Consider the following 22,137-nt stretch of genomic DNA (forward strand, 5'->3'; position numbering starts at 1 on the left):
AAGCCTTGCTGCATACCGGAATCCATTAATGCAGTTGCATTAATACCTTACTCTGCACGGCTCGATGAGACATCTGCGCCCCTGATATCTGCAGACAAAGCCTGTTTCCTGCACCTGCACCTGCACCTGCACCTGCAGCATCACAGCACGCCTGTCGGCCAGAAACTCAAGGATCACCGGAATATATGCCGGTGCCGGACAATGATATTGAAGTCAAAGGACAGATAACTACCCACCGCCTTAGTGAGGGCTGGATATGAAGTTTTTCTCTATCAAACACCGCATGTGTGTTGCGTTTTTCTCCATCCTGCTGCTGTCAATGACAGTCTCGGGACTGGCCATTAATTCCATGTACAAGTCGATTGAAATCGCTACTGAGCTCAAGAGTGTTCTGAGCATTCAGTACAAGCGTATTCATGAGACCAGTGCCGCCATTGAGGCAGTCCATGAGAACATGGTGCGCTACCTCACACCAAGGAATCAGACTGATGGCAATCTAATGGCGGTAGAGAAAGCTCTTGAGAACCTTGATAAGGCCGTGGGCGTTATGAAGGGCAAAGCCGATACCCAGAAAATTCTGAAGGTACTTAAGGCTGATGTGGCCAAATACACAAGTGTGTACCGCAACGATATTACCAGGCTCATTAAGAACAATCAGGCTTATGAGGCCCTCGAGCTGTACCTGACCGTACTGGCCCCGCTGACTTCGGACATCAAACGCAGCGCCGATGGACTGATGGCCATACGTTTTGCCGTACTGGACTCATCTTCTACAGCCCTTGTCCAGACTACTGCCCTGTGGACCATTGTGGGCATGACCTTCACTCAGGTTCTTCTCAGCCTCTTTATTGCCAAGTGGCTTGCCTACTATATCGAAAGCAACATCAAGTCTCAGTGCGACAATGCCCGCTCCCTTGCTGATGGTGACTTCCGCTTTGAGTTCAAACCATCAACCAGGGATGAGTTTGGCATTCTCAATACAGCCATGAAGACTATGGCGGACAAGCTGCGCAATACCATTTCTGAAACCATTGACCTGACACGCGAGGTTGAAGACTCCATGAAGGACATGGAACAGTCAGCAATCAACATCTGTGAGGCCATGGCCCGTACCGAGCGCAAGGCCATTTCCGTTTCAGCATCGGCTGAAGAGATGGTTGCCACTACCACCAATATCGCACGCAACTGTACTGATGCCGCCCGGTCATCACAGGAGTCATCTGACCTGACAAGTCAGGGCATGAAGAGCGTCAACAACGCATCAGGATCCATCATGACGCAGTATGATCAGATGAAGCACAATGCCTCTGCCATTCAGTCACTGGCTGAGCAGGCCATGAAAATTGGCTCCATTGTCGGCACCATTGATGACATTGCAGCTCAGACCAACCTGCTGGCCCTTAACGCCGCCATTGAGGCTGCCCGAGCCGGTGAAGCCGGCCGTGGCTTTGCTGTGGTAGCCGATGAGGTACGAGCCCTCGCTACCCGAACTACGGCCTCAACTCAGGAAATCAAGGGCATGGTCGACCGAATTCAGAGTGAGACCTCTCTTGCTACCGATGCCATGAAGACCAATCTGGACAACATGTCACAAGTAGCAGCCTCAAGCAGCGCCGTTCAGGAGACCCTCTCTCAGGCACTGAGCCACGTAAACGAGGTTAACACTCAGATAAGTCAGATTGCCACAGCAGCATCGCAGCAGACAGCCGCCTCAACTGATATCTCCAACAACATGCAGGATATTACCCATGAAGCCTCAGAGGTGAACAATGTAGCCAAGGGAGCCCGAGATATCTTCATTAATACCTCACAGCGCCTTGATAACCTCATTGAAAACCTCAGGTACTTCAAGATCTGATAAGCGGCCGCACCGCTGCCCGCCGCAGCACGCAACCCAAAAACAAATCACACGAGCCATGCCCCTGCCCACAGCGCAGCGTCATGGCTCTTTTATTTTGCGCTCCTCCGGGCCCAACTTCCTTATTACCAGCCCAGTCCAGGCCCTGTGCCGCAGCAGCATGCAAACAACCTGTAGAACGGCATCCAGCCGTACCCCCTGTCCGGCAGCCGCCTGCAGGATACCTGAGAGGCAGCAGTCGGAAGCTTTGCTTTTTCAGCAGCCATAGATCTCAAACATGGTCTGGACTGATGCTGCAATGACATACTGAAAATCAGTATTAATCAATCCGTACGCAAACAAACACTTTAGTCATTATTGACAGTATAGAATCGCACAAGAACGGGAATGCAAACGTTTACGGAGCTGTAATTGCAGTATCTATAATGCAAGGCTTTCATGATATGACTGCATCTTAGGGGAAACACACGCCTTGATCCAGATCACAAAAATCATGCTGACTCGACAAAGCATAAATCAGACCTGTTAAAAATCTGTTCAAGTTTAAATGAGCTGCATTGTGCTAAAGGTTTAAGCTCATAACCCTGACACTTGGTCAAGAAATCTGATAAAGAGGCTACTGCATACAGTGGACATACTGCGTTTTTCTTCAGGTGATGGACAAATGGCCTCTCATCAAACTTATCAGCTTTACTCCTGCAAAACGAAATTACATTGTAGGCAACCTTGTTCATAGCGTTCTTGGCGCCTATATGAGCCTTGTCAGTAATAGCCATCCTGTCGCTCATAAACACAACGTCATTAGTGTAATGCATAGTCTCGCAACACCAGGTCTCAGTAATAGTTTTCTTTATAACCTCCATATTGTCAGTCGTAAATGCCATATAGTAGGTTTTCTCTGAGCTGGATACGCTTCTGCCATCGATTATGCGCTGACGAATTGTACTGACTCTGACAGCGGTAGTTATGCCTTTCCAGTCTGATAAAGAAGGCACATTGTTTTCTGTCAAAGCAAATTTGGAGATGGTGTGGAAAGCAATCTTGCCTCCAGTCTCAGTGGCAATAAATTCCATTTCATCTATACAGGGGGTATTAGACTCAAACACACCCTTAATTTCCTTGAGCAGAATGCTTTTGCCTTTAAGCTTAAGGCCACAATGACCGTTTTTAGCAAGAACTGCCTCAAGAACACCTTTTCTTGAGTTCAGAGCATCACAGGTAAATAAGCACTTTGATGCATCGTCAATCATGGCCAGCATATCGAGGAATGCCTGCACCTCATTGTTCTTTTTATCAACGTTCTTAAAAGCCACCACCATGTTGCTTCCTCCCTCTACGAGAGAAACAATATGATTGCCCTTGACCATCCTGTTAGGATTACCTTTTACGTAGCCAGAACGGTTTTCCTGACCATCAAAAGCATATATCTTGAGGTCCGTGTTAAAAAGCCCCTCATTAGACTCAGAGCTGCGAATCTTTCTGCCAAAGAACTTGAAGAAGATGCGCTCGAGCGTATCGGGACTGCAACACTTAAGAGCCCTTCGTATAGTTTCCCTGCTGGCGGAGAACTCGTCTGGCGGGATGCCAATCAGATAACCGATAACTCCTCGGTAAGACCTGTAAAACAAGGCTATTTCTCTGTTGGTAAAGAATCCACAGAGCCTTGCCAGCACAGCAACAGTTAAAATCACAGGTAATGGGTATATGGTCTGCTGGTGTTTCCTTGGATCTTTGATTAGAGCAGAGCTGGCAACCCTGTAAATACCTTGTACACATGAAAGCAAGCCCGGGTGTTCCATAACAACCCGCATAGTCAATGCGGACTGCATATCATTGACCAGTGACTCAATCAGGCTGTAAACGTCCTCATTCGGAGGAGTGCTCAAGGCAATGAGTTCAAAGCTGTTCTCAAAGTCAAAAGCAACATGTGCTATGGCGTACTGGTCAATGTCAGAGGTGACCTGAGCCCTGTGCCCCTCCCCGTCTTCTACGGGCATAGAAATGCGGTAGCACGAGGTCTCATTATTAATAGAGAGGCTCATGTCATATGACTGAACATGATACTCAGTGCTCACTTCCTGACTGTAGAATGCAGGTGCTGATGATACTAAATCAGCCTGATTTGGTGTAAAGTAACTGCTGGACATGGCTTTACCTCTTTTGTTTTTTGATTATTCTTGCATATGCAAGATTCAGGTAAATAAGCCATGTCTTTTTGTTTTATGAGGGGTATCCTTGAGAGGATGACAATCCACCATCTAAAAGTGAGATATAGATCAACCTTTTATTTCTATTAATCAAATTTCTTAAGAAAGCGTTTTAGTGACAAGCTGGCACTATCAGCAAATGCAACTCGTTAAGTTTCACACGTGGTCCTTTTTATGCTTGGCCATGCTGCCCTAAATTTTGTGATCCGGATCAGGGCGTGTGTTTCCCCTAATTTCATAACCGTAATTGGACGCTCTACCGGCACCAGCTATGGTTATCTGGAGTTCTTAAGCTGGGATCTGGGTCGTGCCATGGAGTGCGCCTGTCAGTACTTTGTCCTGACCCGTCCTGAGTTTGCCGGCATGCTTATGCTCAACGGCCGCAACAATGCCGTATCAATTTACAGCAGTGATGAGGCCCGGGAGGACTGAAGCTGGACAGCTGCACTTCCCCAGCCCGCCAGTCTCAACCTGCAGGTCATCTGCACCTCCCCAGCCTGTCGGTCCCGGCCAACATGTCAGCCGTCGTTACTCTCTCAAGTCCCGGCCTGCAGGTCAGCTGCACTTCCTCAGCCTGTCAGTCACGGACTGAAGCTGAGCTGTCGCAGAATCTGGCCCGTCTCAGCCTGCAGATCGCACTCAGAACAGCTCACTGCGGTGCACTGAAGGAGCAGCTCCTGCCTGAAAAGATCAAAAGCCCCTGCAACATGCTGCCAGGCAGCACACTGCGGGGGCTTTTGTTATGTGCTCAAGGCACAGGGCTCATCAGGTCCGGCGGCGGCCGGTGCCAGGCCGGTCAGCCAGAAGACAGGGCAGGCTGCCGCCTCTGTCTGGTGGCGGCTGCATGAGATGCAGACGCTTAGCGAAGCGCTGACACAGCTGCGTCAGATGCATGCGTACTGACGGGCCTGGAAAGGCATCAGCTGCACAGGGAAGCGCTGAGCACTGGCAGGCGCAGATAGCCCTTTGGAGAGCCATCGTCCTTTTCGATGTGGAAGCCGGTGGCATAACGCTCGCGCTTCCACTGATTGCGCTGCAGCAGAGCAAAGAAGCGGCGTACAAAACGCCCAATGTCTTCATTGGACAGACCAAGGTCGCTGGTTACGTCCTTAAACTGACCGTCACGCTCACTGACCAGCAGATTCTCAATCTCATCAGGCAGCAGGTTTTCCTGAGCAAAAAGACTGCGAATGGTATCCAGAAGCGGATATGGCATGAGATCCTTTTCATCAGTCTGCTCACCGCCTGGACGAAGCTCGGCTGTTGGGGCCTGAGCCACAATGTAGCTCATAGCCGGAATGGCAAAGCGCTGCTCATAACCGTCAAGACCAATGCCATCCTGCATGATACGGCGATTGATCTTCAAGATGGTGCTCTTGCCTATGCCTGCTACTGGAGACAGGCCGCCAGCGGTATCACCATCCATGGTACAGTAGCCTACTGCGGCCTCAGACAGATTGGAAGTGGCTATGAGCAGGAAGCCCTTGTGGTTGGCAAGCAGCCAGATGCCAGGCAGACGGGAACGGGCCTGAATGTTCTGCAGAGCTATGTCATCAGTTGACCAGTCCAGCTCATAACCAAGGGCCTTGTTCAGAGTACCAACATAGTCGCTGACCATTGGAGCAATAGACCAGTGCATGAAGGAGGCACCAAGGCAGCGGGTCATTTCCTCAGCTGCGGTTCTGGTTACGGAACCTGAGTACTCAGAGCCCTGATAGGCACAGACCAGCACCTCTGGTATGACATACTTTTTGAGTACCTCGACAGCCTTGTCTATGACCACTGGAGATACCAGACAGCCATCGCGCTCTTCACCGGCTAGGGCTGATACTTCGGCAATCAGAGCCTCGTAGTTACACTTGATACCAAGGTCCTTGAGCTCCTGAGCATACTGCTTTACTCCCAGATGTCTTAAGGCATGGACATGGGACAGAGCAGCACATGATGCGCACAGAGCAGAGTCGGCCCCTCCGGACATGGACAGAGCAAAACCCTTTGAACGGGTCTTTTTCATCCAGTCATAAAGACCAAGGGACACAGCCTTGAGCATTTCATCATACTGATGCAGATGAGGCTCAACTCCGCGCTCAACTCCTACAATTTCATAAGGACGGAAAGAAAAGAGCTGGTTGCGGGCCTTAACCTCACCATCAGCAATGAACAGACACTGACCGTCATAAATGGTACCGCCGCCCTCGCAGCCCAGGTTATTAACCCTGATTACAGGCAAATCAAAGGTAGTAGCAAGAGTCAGAGCCTCGAGCTCATAATTCTGCGGCAGCTCCACCTCATAGCCATAAGCCTCAGGGACCACAATAAAAGCAAATTCATCGTGATGGGCGGAGACGTAATCCACCAGCTGCTGACCGCAGAAAATACCGGCATCACCAAAGGCTATCAGTACCTTTTTGCCTCCGATCTGAGCTACATAGCCCTTGACCAGATCAAAGCCCGGGAACTCATAGGCCTGATAGAAATAGCGCACACTGTAGTCAGTACGGGAATGCTCCATCTTAAGACGGCTTGGAGCGGTGAAGAGCACCTCATCACGGGTCATAAGCACATAGGCTGATCCCAGAGGACCATGCTCAAGACCATAGTACCCGGCCTCGGCACATGCCTCCTCATCATCAACGCCCACAGCTGCAGCAAAAGCCTCTTCATCGGCAAAACATGAGGCTGTCATAACTGCAGGCATGCCCAGACCAACAACAAAATCAGCAGGCAGCTGCTGCTGGAAGGCGCGCACTTCCTTTTGCACGCGGGCAATAAAGGCCTTGCTTAAGAAAAGATCATTGCACTCCATGCCTGATGCGACCAGCTCACCGCAGAACAGGGCATTTTTTCCCTGCTCAAGCGCCTCACCTGCAGCCTTGAGAATCTGCTCAAGGTTCTGCTTTACACCCAGAGCCTGGGTATTTAAAGCCAGAGCGGCTATATTATCTAATCTCAGCTCCATTGAAGGCCTCACTGTTGGTGTAAGAAAGCTAAGCGGCTGTACAGCCGCCCCGGCAGCACAGTCACCATCTTCATCCCCGCCGCTGCCATTGCACCACCAGGCACCAGCAGCACCCGGCTCAGCCTCAAATTCAAGCTCTTATTCAGATCAGGATTCAGACTCAGAATCAGGTCGTTTACCGACCCTGATCCGGTACATGACAGTTAGCGGGCAAACTCAAGTGCCTGCGCCTGTTCGATAGTTTATCCCAGGCCCTGTCCAAACGCCCGATAAATTTCATCCCTGCACCATCAGTCGCCTGATGCTTACCAAAACCAGACATGCAGCCATATCGGATACCCTCCCATGCTCCGGCAGCCATACTGGTTGCACGCACCTGCAAATGCCTTGCAAGGCATGCCGGGCACGGACTGGGCACGGCGCAGAAATAACCGGAAACATCAGTGATGCCCCAAGCCTGTGCAGCCCGAATGGGGCATCAGCTTATGCCCCAAATGTCTGGACACATGTCTGGACAAATTTCAGCCGAATATCGGGACAGGTGACTGCTTCTTTCCGGTACTTTCAGCTGGTACTTTTCTCATACCAATGCTGCCATTATCGGGCGGACAATCATCCCTGTGCCCAGCTCTTTCCCCTGCACTTTCAAAGGGATGCAATCACCCTTGCTGTCCCCATTTGTCGACACATAATAGATACCGGATGCGGGCGCCTCATGGCTTAATTTTTCCTTGATTTTTTGGCTTTTGATGTCACAATATAGCCAGCCAAAAATACCTGGAATCTGTCAGGATTAAATGGCAGCAATGGCATTTACGGACTGCTGACAGTACAGGGTTGATCAGACAGACACTATTCATAATGTACTGACTTGAGTGTGCAAGATGTGCAAAGCACGATATGCAATCCGCACCTTAGCCATACCTGCATCTGTGCAAACAGAATTACTGTCGGCAGGTAAATATCAGATTTTCTTATCAGCCTCATTTTCATTATCCCTACTGGATCTGTATGCAGGCTGTTACTGTGATTGCATTGTCAGATTCAGTGATCTTCATGATGCCATGGTACAGCCCGGTCAGCATTAACCTGGAAAGAGCCGTCCTGAGTCAGGCATTATTCAGGACCTGAAAGCTGCCGACTTCATTGTGGCATGTTCATTGCCATCAAAACTGAATTTCCCGTCACAACGATTTTCATCAGGTTCTGACCGCAGGTCAGGTGTCATTTTAATTACGCTTACGAAATAAGCCGGAGAAGAGCTTTGAACAAGTATGTAGTCTCTCAGGGACATTGCAACAAGCTGGGTGCCACCATTGAAAATGGCGGTGTGAACTTTGCCGTGTACTGTCCTGCTGCCTCAGTTATCGAGCTGCTGCTGTTTAAAGATATCAATGACCCTGATCCTCAGGTAATTTCCCTGTCCTCACAGCTCTACCGCTCTGTTTACTACTGGCATGTCTTTGTTCACGGTATTGGCGCAGGTCAGATTTATGCCTGGCGTGTCCGTGAGGCTGTCCGTACCTACAAATACGCTGCCAGCCACGTTGAAATCGGCAAGGTTCTGATTGACCCTTATGGCAAGCGTGTGGTCTTCCCTGACAGCTATGAGCGCTTCCAGACCACTGATGAGGCCCGTAATGTTGCCAATGCTGCCCGCTCTGTAGTTGTTGATACCTCAACCTACAACTGGGGTATGGACTGCGCTCCTAAGCATGCTCTGAACAAGACTGTTATCTACGAGATGCACGTCAAGGGCTTTACTGCCCACCCAAGCTCTGGTGTTGCTCCTGATATACGTGGCTCCTACCGTGGTCTTATCGAAAAGATTCCATACCTTGTTGATCTGGGCATCACCGCTGTAGAGCTCCTGCCTGTCTATCAGTACGACAAGTATGATGCTCTTCCGGGCAAGGAAAACTACTGGGGTTACTGCCCTATGAGCTTCTTTGCCGTGCACGAGGCCTACTCCTCAGACAAATCCATAATGGGTCCGCTTGATGAGTTCCGTGACATGGTCAAGGCACTGCACCGTAACGGTATTGAAGTGATTCTGGACGTGGTTTACAACCACACCTCCGAGGGTGATGCCAACGGCCCATGCTACTGCTTCAAGGGCTTTGACAAGCGCAATTACTACATCATGAATGACCAGGGCGATCACTACAACTACTCAGGCTGTGGTAACACCCTCAATGCCAATAACCCTGTAGTACGCTCTCTTATTCTCGACTCCCTGATTTTCTGGAAGGAGGAGATGCATGTCGACGGCTTCCGTTTTGACCTTGCATCCATTCTGGCCCGTGATGCCAATGGTACTCCGCTGCACAATGCTCCTGCCCTTCTTGATATTGACCACAATGTACGTCTGGCTGATGCCAAGATTATTGCCGAACCATGGGATGCCGGCGGTCTGTACCAGCTGGGCAACATTGCCGGTTCCAAGTGGAGAGAGTGGAACGGTCAGTTCCGTGATGATGTACGCCGCTTTATCCGTGGCGACAGTAACTCTATTAAAAAGTTTGTATTGCGTCTTATCGGTTCACCTGACATTTACAATGAGCGTGAAATCGATCCTCAGAAGAGTATTAACTTCATCACCTGTCACGACGGCTTTACTCTCAACGATCTGGTGTCCTATAACTACAAGCACAATATGGACAACGGAGAGATGTGCCGTGACGGCAATAATGACAACTACTCTGCCAACTACGGAGTAGAAGGTGAGACTGATAACGAGCATCTCAATGAGTTGCGCCTGCGTCAGTGCAAGAACATGCTGGCACTTACCGTACTGTCGATGGGTACTCCTATGATCCTCATGGGCGATGAGATTCTTCGTACTCAGAACGGCAATAACAATGCCTACTGCCAGGACAATGAAATTTCATGGATGAACTGGGATCTCAATGAACGCCAGAAGGAGATGCTGCACTTTACCCGTCAGATGATCCGCCGTCGTACCATCAGAACCCGTGCTTCAGCCAATGCCCAGCGCCGTCGCAACTACACCATGCTCGATGGTGTACTGCGCAATACCCGTCTGCAGTGGCACGGCGTCAAGCCATTCCAGCCTGACTGGTCCGATAACTCCCACACTATCGGTCTGATGGCCTACTGGGGCGTATACAGCATTTATGCTTACATCTTTGTTAACGCCTACTGGGAAGATCTTGATGTAGAGCTGCCACCACTGCCACGCAACTCCAAGCGCCAGTGGAGCCTGCTGGTAGACACAGCCGATAACCTGCCAGATGATGTGGTTAACATCTTTACCATGCCACGCTACAATGCCGGCGATAAGATTAAGGTCAACAGCCGCTCCCTGATTATTCTGGTATCACCTGCTTTCTAAAATATTCTGCAAAGAATCAAGAAAAAAATTACAGGCGGTCAGCTTGCATCACCATAATGGCAGATGCATTCTGACCGCCTTTGTTTTACCCCCAGACCATCCATATTGCGCGCACGCAGTGCTTCATCCATAGTATGCACGGCCAAATCGCGCTCAGATACGCCCTTCATTATGCGAAAATGCGTCTGCATTATGGGCAGATTCTCCAGCATTATGGGCCTATACGCCATGATTTATGGCCGGATTCGCCAGCATTATGGGCCGATATGCCATGATTTATGCCCGGATTCGCCAGCATTATGGGCCGATATGCCATGATTTATGCCCGGATTCGCCAGCATTATGGGCCGATATGCCATGATTTATGCCCGGATTCGCCAGCATTATGGGCATATACGCTATGATTTATGCTTATGATGCTCCTGTAAAATAAATTGTTTTATAAAGACATTTTGTAGATATCGATTCTGCGGCGATTAATCTAAACCCCTTTGCCGTAAGCACTTGTCACTGCAGCCGGGCAATTAGCTCCGTCCATAAACTGCTAATACCTCAGCTTATATCGCCCTGTCTGTGCATATCTGTGCTCATACCTGCGCGTCTTACAAAGGTGATCCCTGTATGGCCAGACGTCCTACACAGCCCTCTCAGCCACAGGTTCACTGGCTGCTCATCATAAGAGTTATGGCCAAATAAACATGCAGTATAAGATGCATCATCGTGCTTATAACAGTTGGAAAGCAGCGTAATATGCATCATCCATCTTCCCGCATTTGAACACCTGACCGTAATTGAGTCTCTGTGCAGTTCATCAAATCATCAGTGAGCGCTGTCACATGCACGGGGCTGGAACACTGGACTGAAGTCTGACCATGATAGAATAGCGTGTCACTTAGTTTTCACAGGACGTAAAGACCATGGATTTTAAGCCAGTACCACCAGATGGACGAGTTCACGACCTCAGAAGTGCTCAGGAAAAATCACAGAGCAACTGCTCTGACGGCCAGTGCAGCAAGGAGCAGAAAAATGACCGCGTAAGACGCAATCTGCGTATCGTGGCTCTGGTCATTGCCGCCTATTATTTCGCCTCAGCCGGATGGTCCTGGTATCAGGAGTCTGAGCACGCCTCAAATGCCACCATTGCAGCAAATATCTCTAATCCTTTAAAGGATCCTGTGGCTTTCCGTGATACTTTTAACAGCCTTATCAATGAGCAGGACACCTCCCTGCCTACAGCCAATGCCAATGACACCCCAGAGGGCTTTGTAGCCGTGCTGTCCACTGCTGTTGAAATGAAAGGCACCGCAAAGCCAAACTCCCGTGAGCTGCAGAGTGTACAGATTCAGACCCGCTACCCTGAGGGCCTGCCTCCAGAGAGTCTTGTAGCTTTCCGTACCTTCATTCTTACCAACGAGCGTCTGTTTGACAGTGCAGCTGATGTGAAGCTTGCCAATACTGTTCTGAGCAGCCTTGGTGTAACTCCCGAGTTTGATGCCAATGAGGACAACAAGAACTTTGAGCCGCTCAATGTTCTTACCCACGGCTATCTGTACCAGACCACCTTTACCTCAGGCCCAATCGATGAGCTTACTCTGGTAGTCACCCCACGTGTTAACGTTGATGACAGTGCTCAGCCAGTAGGCAACAAGGTCATTGACCTTACCAGCACCATAGCTGCTCCAGCAGCTGCCGCACCAGCCGCAGAAAATACTGCCGCAGATAATACCGCAGCAGCTGATACCGCTGCCACCGCCGATACTGCAGACAGCGCAAGCGCTAAGACTGATGCCGCCGAAAGTGCTCCGTCTGCCGCTGAGGCCAATGCCGGAGCTGATACCGATGATGCTGTCGCTCCAGCAGGTGAGGATGATGCAGCAAACTCCATGTCTGCTGCCGAGACTAACAGCACTGAAGAGCCTGCCCCATCGGCTGCCGCTGCAGCTGGCGGTGCCGAGGGTCAGAGCATGGCTGAAGAACAGGAAGCCATGCAGGCTGAAAGCGATGTACCATCAATCTAAGTACTTTCTTTGCAGTGCCCGCGCATAAACACTGTCGCTTTACAAAACAGTTAAGTTTAAGCTAAAAGGGAGCCCAGACAGGGCTCCCTTTTGCTTTGCAGGTGTCGCAAGCAGAATTATGACTTACTCAGTCACTTGCCGGTGCAGGTTCAGATGCCGACACAGGTGAATGTGAAGATGCTGGCACAGGTTCAGATGCAGGCACAGGTGAATGTGAAGATGCTGGCACAGGTTCAGATGCAGGCGAGGGCTAAGGTTCAAATGAAGATGCAGACGCTGGTGCATACGCATGTGCACAGTATCGATGATGGTGATGGCTGAGGGCTGTGCTGCGTATCTGATAAAAGGGTTACGGAAATTCGCAGTGATGTCTCGCTGTTAAATAAACACCTTTTTACCGGTATTTACTTGTATTCAAGTGGCATGGTTTGAACGGCTTTTATCATATTTGCGTGACTGTACACATGTTTGTAAAAAGTGGGTATTGAGACATACACTTATATGCTGTTAGAGTATGTTACCAGGTAACATTACAGCTGTTGCTGTTAACCAGATAAGCATGTGAGGTTTAATTTGATGAAAGTTGGTATCCTTGCCGCCGGCGGAATTGCAGCCAAAATGGCTGACACACTTAATGGTCTCAAGCATCCTGAGATCGAGCTTTATGCTGTAGCATCACGCTCTGTTGAGCGCGCCCATGAATTTGCCCGCAAGCACAACATGCCTGTAGCCTATGGCTCTTATGAAGAGCTTGCAGCTGATCCTGCTGTGGACCTTATCTATATTGCCTCTCCTCATTCAGAACATCATACCCATGCCATGCTCTGCCTGAAGCACAAAAAGGCTCTTCTGGTAGAAAAGGCCTTCACCGCCAATGAGAAAATGGCCCGTGAGGTGCTTGCTTATGCCCGTGAGCAGAACACCCTTGTTACCGAGGCTATCTGGACCCGCTACATGCCATCACGCCGTATCATTGCTCAGGCTCTTAAAGACGGCAAAATAGGCTCTGTCCATACCATAACCGCCAATCTGGGCTACCGAATCTTTAACAAGGAGCGTATTTTCAAGCCAGAGCTGGCTGGTGGTGCCCTTCTTGACCTTGGTGTATACCCAATCAATTTTGCCATGATGTTCTTTGGTCATGACATCAAGGAAATCAGCGGCACCTGCGTCAAAGGCGAAAGCGGTGTCGACATGATTGACAGCATGACTCTGATCTTTGCTGATGGCAAGGCAGCCACCCTGCATGCTACAGCCATGGGCCCTGCAGACCGTAATGGCATTATCTACGGTGACAAGGGCTATATGGTGGTTACCAACATCAACAATCCTGAAAAGGTTGAGATCTTCAATGCTGATCACAAGAAGATTGAAGAACTGCCACTGCCAGAGCAGGTCTCCGGCTATGAGCATCAGGTAATCTCCTGTCTCAAGGCCATCAAGGAAGGCGCCATTGAGTGTCCGGAAATGACTCATCAGGAAACCCTTGATGTCATGCATGTCATGGACAGCCTGCGCACACGCTGGCACATCCACTACCCATTTGAATAACAGCCGCTATCCTGGCTAAACCAGCCAAACAAGGGAGGGCCACCATTACCCATGATGATGGTAGCCCAGCTACAGCTCAGGGCACGCCACGCTGGCTTGCCCTCCCCAGCACATCCATGCTCATGACAGCAGGCCTGGGCGCGTATGCAACCATGCACCTTTGCCTGCAGATGCCTCAACCGCCGTTCTGAACGTCGTCAGGTATGAGCGTATGCCTGCACATATGCCTCGACCGACGTACCAAACTTCGGCAGGCATGAGCATATGCCTGCACATATGCCTCGACCGACGTACTAAACGCCGGCAGGCATTAGCGTATGCCTGCCATATGCCTCGACCGACGAACTAAACGCTGGCAGGCATGAGCATATGCCTGCACATATGCCTCAACCGACGAACTAAACGCCGGCAGGCATGAGCATATGCCTGCTAATGCACCTGGCCACCTCATGGCAGTGCATCTCCCATTTATTACTCTCCTGGCGCTTTAATCCCCTCCCCACACGCCCCCAGCTCCTCTATGCATGCCAGTGCTGTCGCCTGCAATACATCGCCAACTAAACACATACAAGATTCTAAATGTATTATCGTGATGCACAATATGACGCCCCACGCTGGTTGCGCATGTGTCAGGACTGCAGTCTGTTCGATTCCTGTCCAGGTAGCAATGACGTGCTCATTATTTGTAAAAGCTGTCTGATTAGTTGTAATATCGGCACCTGTTTACCATGCTGGGCTTTATGTCCTGCCGGTATTAATGCGGCCTGAACTGACCGCCGCACAGGATCTGTTTTGGAGGGCATTATGTCCCTTATGGAAATCATATTTACAGCACTGGCATTGTCTGTTGATGCTTTCGTGTGCTCACTCATAGCTGGACGCTGCCCTATGAGCCGTGTCCAGCGCATGGTAACCGGCAGCTCGGTGGCTCTGAGCTTTGGCTTTTTCCAGTTTTTTATGCCGGTACTGGGATTTATCGCCGGAAATCGACTGCATGACAAGGTAGCAGCCTTTGATCACTGGATAGCTTTTGTCCTGCTGGCAGGGGTATCAGCCCAAATGCTCAAAGAAGCATGGGGCAAAAGAGACGATGAGCAAGACTCAGATCAGAACTGCTCATCTGAAAGCGATCGCTGCCGCCTCATGATGATTGGTATTAATACCCTGCTTGCCATGGCTGTAGCAACCTCCCTTGATGCTCTTGCTGTAGGAGTATCTTATGGTCTGGTCAGTGACAGCATTATGCTGCCAGCACTTATCATCGGCCTTATCTGTGCCGTATGCTCCCAGTGCGGTTTTTCCATGGGGCAGGCCCTGTCCAGGCTGCGTAGCCTTGATTCCCTTCTTAACACCATTGGAGCCCTGGTACTGCTGGGTATTGGTATCAAGGTACTTGTTGAGCACGATGCCTTTGCGCAGCTTACAGCAATTGCATGACCGGGCTTATCTCAGACCAGAAGCCCTGACCTCTAATCAAACAGAGCAGATTTGAAGCTGCCTGAAAAAGCAAAGCCCTCTGTCTACTTTTCAGACAGAGGGCTTTGTTATTTCAGGCCATGGCCCGAAACTTCATTTCAGAATTTAGAGATTCTCATCAGAGACGTAGTTGTCGCCTGCAAGACCGGCCTTCTCAAGCTGCTTTTCCTTTTGCTCAGGGGTCAGCTCAACAGCAGGCTTTGAAGATGATGAACCATCATCGGACTCATCCTTTTTGTCGGCGTCGTCATAATCTGGAGGCGGAGCATCGTCAGCATATCCCTCAGGAGCTTCACCAGCTTCAGGAGATGGAATATTCTCATCTTCAAACTCGGTACGGACACGGCCCTGATCTACACCAATCTGAGAAAGAATGTAGGAAACAACCTTGATGGAGCCGGCCCATGAGTAATGCAGACCGTCCTGATATACAGGAATAAACTTGCCCACCAGGATCTCGCAGTTGCCATCAACACAGATAGCATCGTTTGGATCGATATACTTTACCGGCCAGTCCTTTTCATCAAGACCCTTATTCTGAGGCAGTTCAGAAATGGCTTTATAAAGTATGTCGTTGAAAGGAATCTCGTTGAGCTCCTTGTTCTTGATGCAGGTAAAGTGCGATCTCAGGAACTGACTGAGAGGGTTCTCAAGAGCATGCAGGAACATACAGGTACTGCCCACATCAAATACGGTCTGACGAGGAGTTCCCAGTACATATACCTTGCGATCCTTAAACTGACGGGCCATGAGCTCCAAATCACGGATTACAGCCTGATCAAAAAGGTGCTCCGGTACCTGGTAATCATTCTTGCGGCGTACCAGAGAGCTGCGGTAACGTGGCCAGTCCTGAGCAATAACTACAGGAAGGTCAGGATTATCGGCTACAGCTTTCTTGGCATGGGTATAACGGGTAGCACACTTCTTGTCTATGTAACCCTCAGAGCGACGGTTGACATAGGCGCGCCATGAATAACAGCCGTCACGGAATACGGTCACTACATGCAGGCCACGGTCAATGAGATCAAGAGCATAGTGACGGGCAAAGCTGTCACCAATAAGCACGAAGTCAGGCTTGCGCTCCAGATCGCCAATGGAGTTAACCTTACCCTCAAAAGGTACGGTATGGCCGCCATACTGGGCGTAGCGGGTTACCTCATGATTAAGACGGAAAGTAGCACCGTAGCTGGCTACACTCCAGGTTCCACAGACAGTGGCTACGTATACGCCAAAGAATACCCAGCCAAAGTTACGTCTTCTCTCCACCAGATAGTGCAGCAGCACACCAAGAATGAAGATAGGAATCAGCAGCTCCAGACACCAGACATTAAAGCCCAGCTTGGTTACAAAGACGATTAATGGCCAGTGAGCAAGGTAAATGGCATAAGACCACAGACCAAGCTTCTGGAAGACTACATTGCGCAGCAGCGAGTTGGTATTGTTGGCAGCAATACACAGCCAGGCACCGAATAATGGTGGCAGAGCCCATAAGGTAGGCCAGCCATGGGCATCATCAACAAAAGCCAGAGAGACAAATATGATGATAAGACCACCGGCTTCAGCGGCCCTTGGAGTAATGGAGCTGATAAGGCGGGCCAGGAAGTCAGGCAAGGCACCACGACGGGCTGCACTCTGGAACCAGCTTAAAGGATAGAACCAGGCCAGACCACCAAATAGCATTTCAAATGCTCGTGATGGCAGAATGTAGTATGAGTAGCGTGGATAATTGGTAGTCAGGTAGCTGGCCATGATTACGGACAGAACTGTCATTACCAGAATGGTACGTCCAATGGACGGGATATCCATGATACGGCGCAGACCCAGAATTATGAGCGGGTAGAACATGTAGAACTGCCACTCAACAGACAGTGACCAGGTATGCAGGAAAGCCTGATCAAGAGCCGAATTGCCAAAGTAGTCTGTCTTCTGGGCAAAGTACATGTTGGAGACAAAGAGCAGTGCGCTGAATGCCTCGCGGGTCATGCGCTTGAGATCGCCTTCACCTATCAGGAGCATGGCCAGAAGTACGAAGACTATGACCGTAACCATCAGAGCAGGACAGATACGCTGAGCTCTTCGTTTATAGAAGTCATAAAGACTGAAGTTGCCCTTTTCCACACCCTTCATAATGATCATGGTCATCAGATAACCGGAGATCACAAAGAAGATGTCTACACCGAGGAAGCCACCTCGCATCCAGGTAAACTCAGGTGTGAGGACGTGCACCAGATGGTAAATGGTTACCGACAAAACTGCGATGGCTCGCAGTCCGGTTATGTCCATTCTCAAGTCTTTGGCCATAGCCATATCCCTCAAATCAGCCTTACGGTAATAACATGTGAACTCTGGAAATATCCAGAACGCAGGCTGTTCTCAACTAATGTTTTCACAAATCTTAATGAAGCACAGCAGCACCTGTTCCCGTCGGAAAATGCTGCAATGCAGGCTTAATGCTCAGACTGACAGCTCCACAAATTACTGAAGTCAGGCACTCAGGCACTCAGGACCATGCGCACAGGACAGGACCGCCCTGCAAAAATCAACTGTGGGTGAAATATATACTGAAACTGATATGGCCTGTAAGCCACGGATAAACAACACCAGCCAACAGGCTCATGAACCTGAACACGAGCATGAGCACAGGCATGAGTACGAACACAAGCGTGAGCACAGGCATAAGCACGAGCACGAGCGTGAACATGAGCATGAGCATGAGCATGAGCATGAGCATGCCATGAAATCATGGTGAAGACAGGATGATAACCATCCTGCCATCAGCTCCTCGTAAGACAACACTCACCGCCCATAACCTGCACACAGAGCTGTCAGAGTGTTATGAGCGGGCATTATCAGGTACGGGCGATAATCTTTAGTGAGCCCTTGGTCATATCGACCAGCACACGCTCGAGATTATCGGCCTCGTGTACAGGCAGAACTATGTCGAAATAAGCTATTTCAGCGTAGTTTTCCTTAACTACAGTAGCTCTGAAATCAGGCAGCATATGCTGCAGCTTAGGTATGTAGCGGTGCTCCAGACCAATGCTCATGCGGGCAGCAATCATACGCTCGGTAACCGGCAGAGTCTGCAGTGCCTCCTGAACAGATCCCTGATATGCCTTTACAAGACCTCCAGTACCCAGCAGCACTCCGCCAAAGTAACGGGTTACTACGGCAGTAAGCTCACCTACTCCGCAGTGCAGCACTACGTTAAGCATAGGCTGTCCTGCTGTGCCCTTTGGCTCTCCATCATCAGAGCAGCCGCAGAAGGCTGTAGAGCCGGGAGCTGTAGCATTGAATGCAAAGCAGTTATGACGGGCATCTTTATACTCAAGAGAGACCTGATCAATAAAAGCCTTGGCCTCATCAACTGATGGAGTATGAGCAATGGTGGTAATAAAGCGGCTGCGCTTGATTACAATCTCATTGACATGAAACTGGCCAGGTTTAAGAGCAGGCACCTGATAGCTGTCCTTTGCTGCATCCTTTGCACTGTCGTTTCCTTTACCCTGAGCCATGGCACCGTCCTTTAATGTCTGAAAACTGGACAGATTATCCCATAATCATGCCCCTCGCACCACAAAAAAGCGCCCCATATCACGCGACCATCCATACAAGGTCACGCCCTTCACCCTGACCTCACAGATCATAACCACGGCCAGCTCAACCAGCTATTACCTGCTACGCAGCCGCACCAGTACTGACTTACCGGCAAATGTCCTGTCAAACAAAATCATCATCACGACCAAACATCCACCAATCAGGCAAAGCCCAAAACACGTCAGTGATAAAAGATCCCGAAAGTAAGAAAACACTCAATAAACACGCTCTGCCCCTGCAACGCCACAGCATTTTGACTTCTGACTGAATGGGATAACTTGCGATGATTTATGAACAAAAAAGCCCTCGGGCAGTAATACCTGAGGGCCTTTGGTACAGCTCCTGTTACCAGGATCTGTTTTGTACAGGTTTATGTCGTGGCTTAGCCTAACAGGGACAGACCAAGCTGTGGACGGGTGTTAGCCTGCATCAGCATGGAAGTAGCAGCCTGCTGGATAATGGACTGCTGTGACAGGTTGGCAGACTCTTCGGCGAAGTCAGCGTCACGAATTCTGCTACGGGCATCAGACTGGTTGGCAGAAACGTTAGCCTGGTTACGAATTGAGCTTTCCAGTCTGTTTTGTAAAGCGCCAAGACCAGCTCTGGAACCGTCAATAGCAGCAATCATAGCATCCATTGAGGTGATAACAAGCTCAATGTTTTCTGTGGTGTCAAGTTTAATGTTTTTGACTGCCTTTGCGCCCTGAGCATCAAACTCAGCAAATTTCTTCAGATTTTGCTCAGTAACACCGCCGTTTCTTGCAATCTGAGAGAACTTTGCAGAGAGAACGTCAAAGGTAATGGTATCGCCCTTATTTGCTCCTACCTGCAGGGTAAGAGTACCCTTTGAGCCACCACCACCAGCGCCACCAGGTGCACCAGCAGCTGCCTTACCGTAAATAGTATTCTCTACCGCAGCAGCACCACCCTGAGCTGCGCCATCAGCACCGTCCAGAACTAACTTGCCACCAAATCTGGTCTGGGTGGCAATACGGCTGATCTCAACGGCAAGAGCAGTAGCTTCCTTGGACAGAGCAGTACGGTCATCAGCAGTGTTGGTGCCGTTATTGGCCTGAACAGCCAGAGTACGAATCTTCTGGAGCATGCCAGTCATTTCGTCCATGGCGCCTTCGATGGTCTGAGCCAGAGCAATACCATCGGAGGTATTGCGGTTACCCTGGTTGAGACCGTTGATCTGAGTCGTCAGACGGCTGCTGATTTGTAAGCCAGCGGCATCGTCCTTGGCACTGTTAATTCTCAGGCCCGACGAGAGTCTCTGGTATGTGGTCGTCAGCTGATTCTGTACGTTATTGAGATATCTGCGGCCGTTTAATGAGCTCACATTAGTGTTTACGTATACTGCCATTTCCTAACCTTTTATAAAGCAAATTCTGTATCTTAGAATTTATAAGGATATCTGATTCTGTTATGGCGTTAGCCTAACAGGGACAGACCAAGCTGAGGACGTGTATTGGCCTGCATCAGCATGGACGTAGCAGCCTGCTGGATAATGGACTGCTGTGACAGGTTGGCAGACTCTTCGGCGAAGTCAGCGTCACGAATTCTGCTGCGGGCATCAGACTGGTTGGCAGAAACGTTAGCCTGGTTACGAATTGAGCTTTCCAATCTGTTTTGTAAAGCGCCAAGACCTGCTCTTGAGCTGTCAATGGCACCAATCATCTTATCCATGGATTCGATGACCAGCTCAATATTTTCCTTAGTATCGAGCTTGATATTGTTTACAGCTTTTGCGCCCTGAGCATCGAAGGCCGCAAACTTCTTAAGATCAGCCTCTGCAACACCGCCGTTTCTTGCAATCTGAGAGAACTTTGCAGAGAGAACGTCAAAGGTAATGGTATCGCCCTTATTGGCACCTACCTGGAGAGTAAGAGTACCCTTTGAGCCACCACCTGCCTGACCTTGCTGACCTGCTGCCTTACCGTAAATAGTATTCTCTACAGCAGCACCACCACCGCCAGCTTGACCACCATCAGCACCATCAAGCACTAACTTGCCACCAAATCTGGTCTGGGTGGCAATACGGCTAATCTCAATAGCCAGAGCAGTAGCTTCCTTGGACAGAGCAGTACGGTCATCAGCAGTGTTGGTGCCGTTATTGGCCTGAACAGCCAGAGTACGAATCTTCTGGAGCATACCAGTCATTTCGTCCATGGCGCCTTCGATGGTCTGAGCCAGAGCAATACCATCGGAGGTATTGCGGTTACCCTGGTTGAGACCGTTGATCTGAGTCGTCAGACGGCTGCTGATTTGTAAGCCAGCGGCATCGTCCTTGGCACTGTTAATTCTCAGACCCGACGAGAGTCTCTGGTATGTGGTCGTCAGCTGATTCTGTACGTTATTAAGATACCTGCGGCCGTTTAATGAGCTCACATTAGTGTTTACGTATACTGCCATTTCCTAACCTTTTGATAAAGCAAATTCTGTATCGGAAGATGAATTCTTCAGGGCCTTGAGCTCTGTCATCACATGCTTAATCCTAACGGCGCCTCAGCATGATCATTGAGGACAGCCAGATTTCCTTCTCACGTAAAAAAACATACATCTTACCCCACACTCATAGATACCATTCAAAGCCGCCAAAATACCATTCTCAGGTCGGTCATAATGATTTTATGCACAAAAGTAACGTCAAAAATTTAATATCGATATGACTGACTTCAGTGAGGCAGCCGAAAGGCAGAGGGTAGAGGGTAGAGGGTAGAGGGTAGAGGGTAGAGGGTAGAGGGTAGAGGGTAGAGGGTAGAGGGTAGAGGGTAGAGGGTAGAGGGTAGGAGAATTTTGCGGGAGCCAGAAATGAATCAGGCCCCCGTTTAGGTCTCATGTCGTGCAAACATTTGAACCTAACTGTGATGGGGGCCTGCAACTTTGTTTTGTGTATGTGGCAGGAGCTATTATACAAAATCTGTACTCGATTACAAGCATTTTGTTATAGAAATTTTTTGCGATAATTTTTCATGATACAGATTCTCATGTTTAAGGCAGTTTGATTATATGCTTTATTACTTCACTATAATTTACATACTACTAATTAGCTCATTAGTCTACAAAATACATAAAAATTCAGATTTACGGCATCTTTTTGGTGAGCATGGCGT

General features: G+C 49.6%; 14 protein-coding genes. 8 read left to right on the plus strand and 6 right to left on the minus strand.

Annotation, left to right across the window (positions count from 1 at the left end; genetic code table 11):
- Positions 1-256 precede the first annotated feature (256 nt).
- Positions 257-1,858: a methyl-accepting chemotaxis protein gene (locus tag MXE39_RS09495; protein WP_246978726.1), complete on the plus strand. Its 1,602-nt coding sequence runs from the start codon at positions 257-259 to the stop codon at positions 1,856-1,858.
- A 491-nt stretch (positions 1,859-2,349) separates the two neighbouring features.
- Here the strand turns inward: MXE39_RS09495 and MXE39_RS09500 are convergent, their stop codons facing one another.
- A complete protein-coding gene (locus MXE39_RS09500) occupies positions 2,350-4,005 on the minus strand; it encodes an ISAs1 family transposase (RefSeq protein WP_247074018.1) in 1,656 nt (551 codons plus the stop codon).
- Between the two features lie 261 nt (positions 4,006-4,266).
- On the opposite strand from MXE39_RS09500, the gene MXE39_RS09505 reads away from it, so the two are divergent.
- Positions 4,267-4,497, plus strand: coding sequence for a hypothetical protein (locus MXE39_RS09505; RefSeq protein WP_246977085.1), 231 nt, complete (start codon positions 4,267-4,269; stop codon positions 4,495-4,497).
- A gap of 487 nt (positions 4,498-4,984) precedes the next feature.
- Here MXE39_RS09505 and nadE read toward each other — a convergent pair whose 3' ends face one another.
- Positions 4,985-7,024, minus strand: coding sequence for an NAD(+) synthase (gene nadE, locus MXE39_RS09510; RefSeq protein WP_246977086.1), 2,040 nt, complete (start codon positions 7,022-7,024; stop codon positions 4,985-4,987).
- A gap of 1,264 nt (positions 7,025-8,288) precedes the next feature.
- Here nadE and MXE39_RS09515 point away from each other — a divergent pair.
- From MXE39_RS09515 to MXE39_RS09535, 5 genes are all read left to right on the plus strand, one after another.
- Entirely contained in the window at positions 8,289-10,379 is a 2,091-nt protein-coding gene (locus tag MXE39_RS09515) for an isoamylase (protein ID WP_246977087.1), read from the plus strand.
- A 917-nt stretch (positions 10,380-11,296) separates the two neighbouring features.
- Positions 11,297-12,397, plus strand: coding sequence for a hypothetical protein (locus tag MXE39_RS09520; RefSeq protein ID WP_246977088.1), 1,101 nt, complete (start codon positions 11,297-11,299; stop codon positions 12,395-12,397).
- 177 nt (positions 12,398-12,574) lie between these two features.
- Positions 12,575-12,718 (plus strand): hypothetical protein, encoded by a 144-nt coding sequence (locus MXE39_RS09525; protein WP_246977089.1) that lies wholly within the window; start codon positions 12,575-12,577, stop codon positions 12,716-12,718.
- A 255-nt stretch (positions 12,719-12,973) separates the two neighbouring features.
- Positions 12,974-13,948 carry a Gfo/Idh/MocA family oxidoreductase gene (locus tag MXE39_RS09530; RefSeq protein WP_246977090.1) on the plus strand — a complete coding sequence of 325 codons (975 nt, stop codon included), beginning with the start codon at positions 12,974-12,976 and terminating at the stop codon, positions 13,946-13,948.
- 804 nt (positions 13,949-14,752) lie between these two features.
- A complete protein-coding gene (locus tag MXE39_RS09535) occupies positions 14,753-15,385 on the plus strand; it encodes a manganese efflux pump MntP family protein (RefSeq protein WP_246977091.1) in 633 nt (210 codons plus the stop codon).
- A 144-nt stretch (positions 15,386-15,529) separates the two neighbouring features.
- On the opposite strand, the gene MXE39_RS09540 is transcribed toward MXE39_RS09535, so the two are convergent.
- Positions 15,530-17,725: an acyltransferase family protein gene (locus MXE39_RS09540; RefSeq protein ID WP_246977092.1), complete on the minus strand. Its 2,196-nt coding sequence runs from the start codon at positions 17,723-17,725 to the stop codon at positions 15,530-15,532.
- Between the two features lie 244 nt (positions 17,726-17,969).
- On the opposite strand from MXE39_RS09540, the gene MXE39_RS09545 reads away from it, so the two are divergent.
- Positions 17,970-18,173: a hypothetical protein gene (locus tag MXE39_RS09545; RefSeq protein ID WP_247074020.1), complete on the plus strand. Its 204-nt coding sequence runs from the start codon at positions 17,970-17,972 to the stop codon at positions 18,171-18,173.
- A 100-nt stretch (positions 18,174-18,273) separates the two neighbouring features.
- Here the strand turns inward: MXE39_RS09545 and MXE39_RS09550 are convergent, their stop codons facing one another.
- From MXE39_RS09550 to MXE39_RS09560, 3 genes are all read right to left on the minus strand, one after another.
- Positions 18,274-18,939: a YigZ family protein gene (locus MXE39_RS09550; RefSeq protein ID WP_246977093.1), complete on the minus strand. Its 666-nt coding sequence runs from the start codon at positions 18,937-18,939 to the stop codon at positions 18,274-18,276.
- Positions 18,940-19,403: 464 nt separating this feature from the next.
- Positions 19,404-20,387 (minus strand): flagellin, encoded by a 984-nt coding sequence (locus tag MXE39_RS09555; RefSeq protein ID WP_246977094.1) that lies wholly within the window; start codon positions 20,385-20,387, stop codon positions 19,404-19,406.
- Positions 20,388-20,455: 68 nt separating this feature from the next.
- Positions 20,456-21,436: a flagellin gene (locus MXE39_RS09560; RefSeq protein ID WP_246977095.1), complete on the minus strand. Its 981-nt coding sequence runs from the start codon at positions 21,434-21,436 to the stop codon at positions 20,456-20,458.
- Positions 21,437-22,137: the final 701 nt, after the last annotated feature.

The organism is Anaerobiospirillum sp. NML120511 (genome assembly GCF_023050955.1).
Lineage (GTDB): Bacteria > Pseudomonadota > Gammaproteobacteria > Enterobacterales > Succinivibrionaceae > Anaerobiospirillum.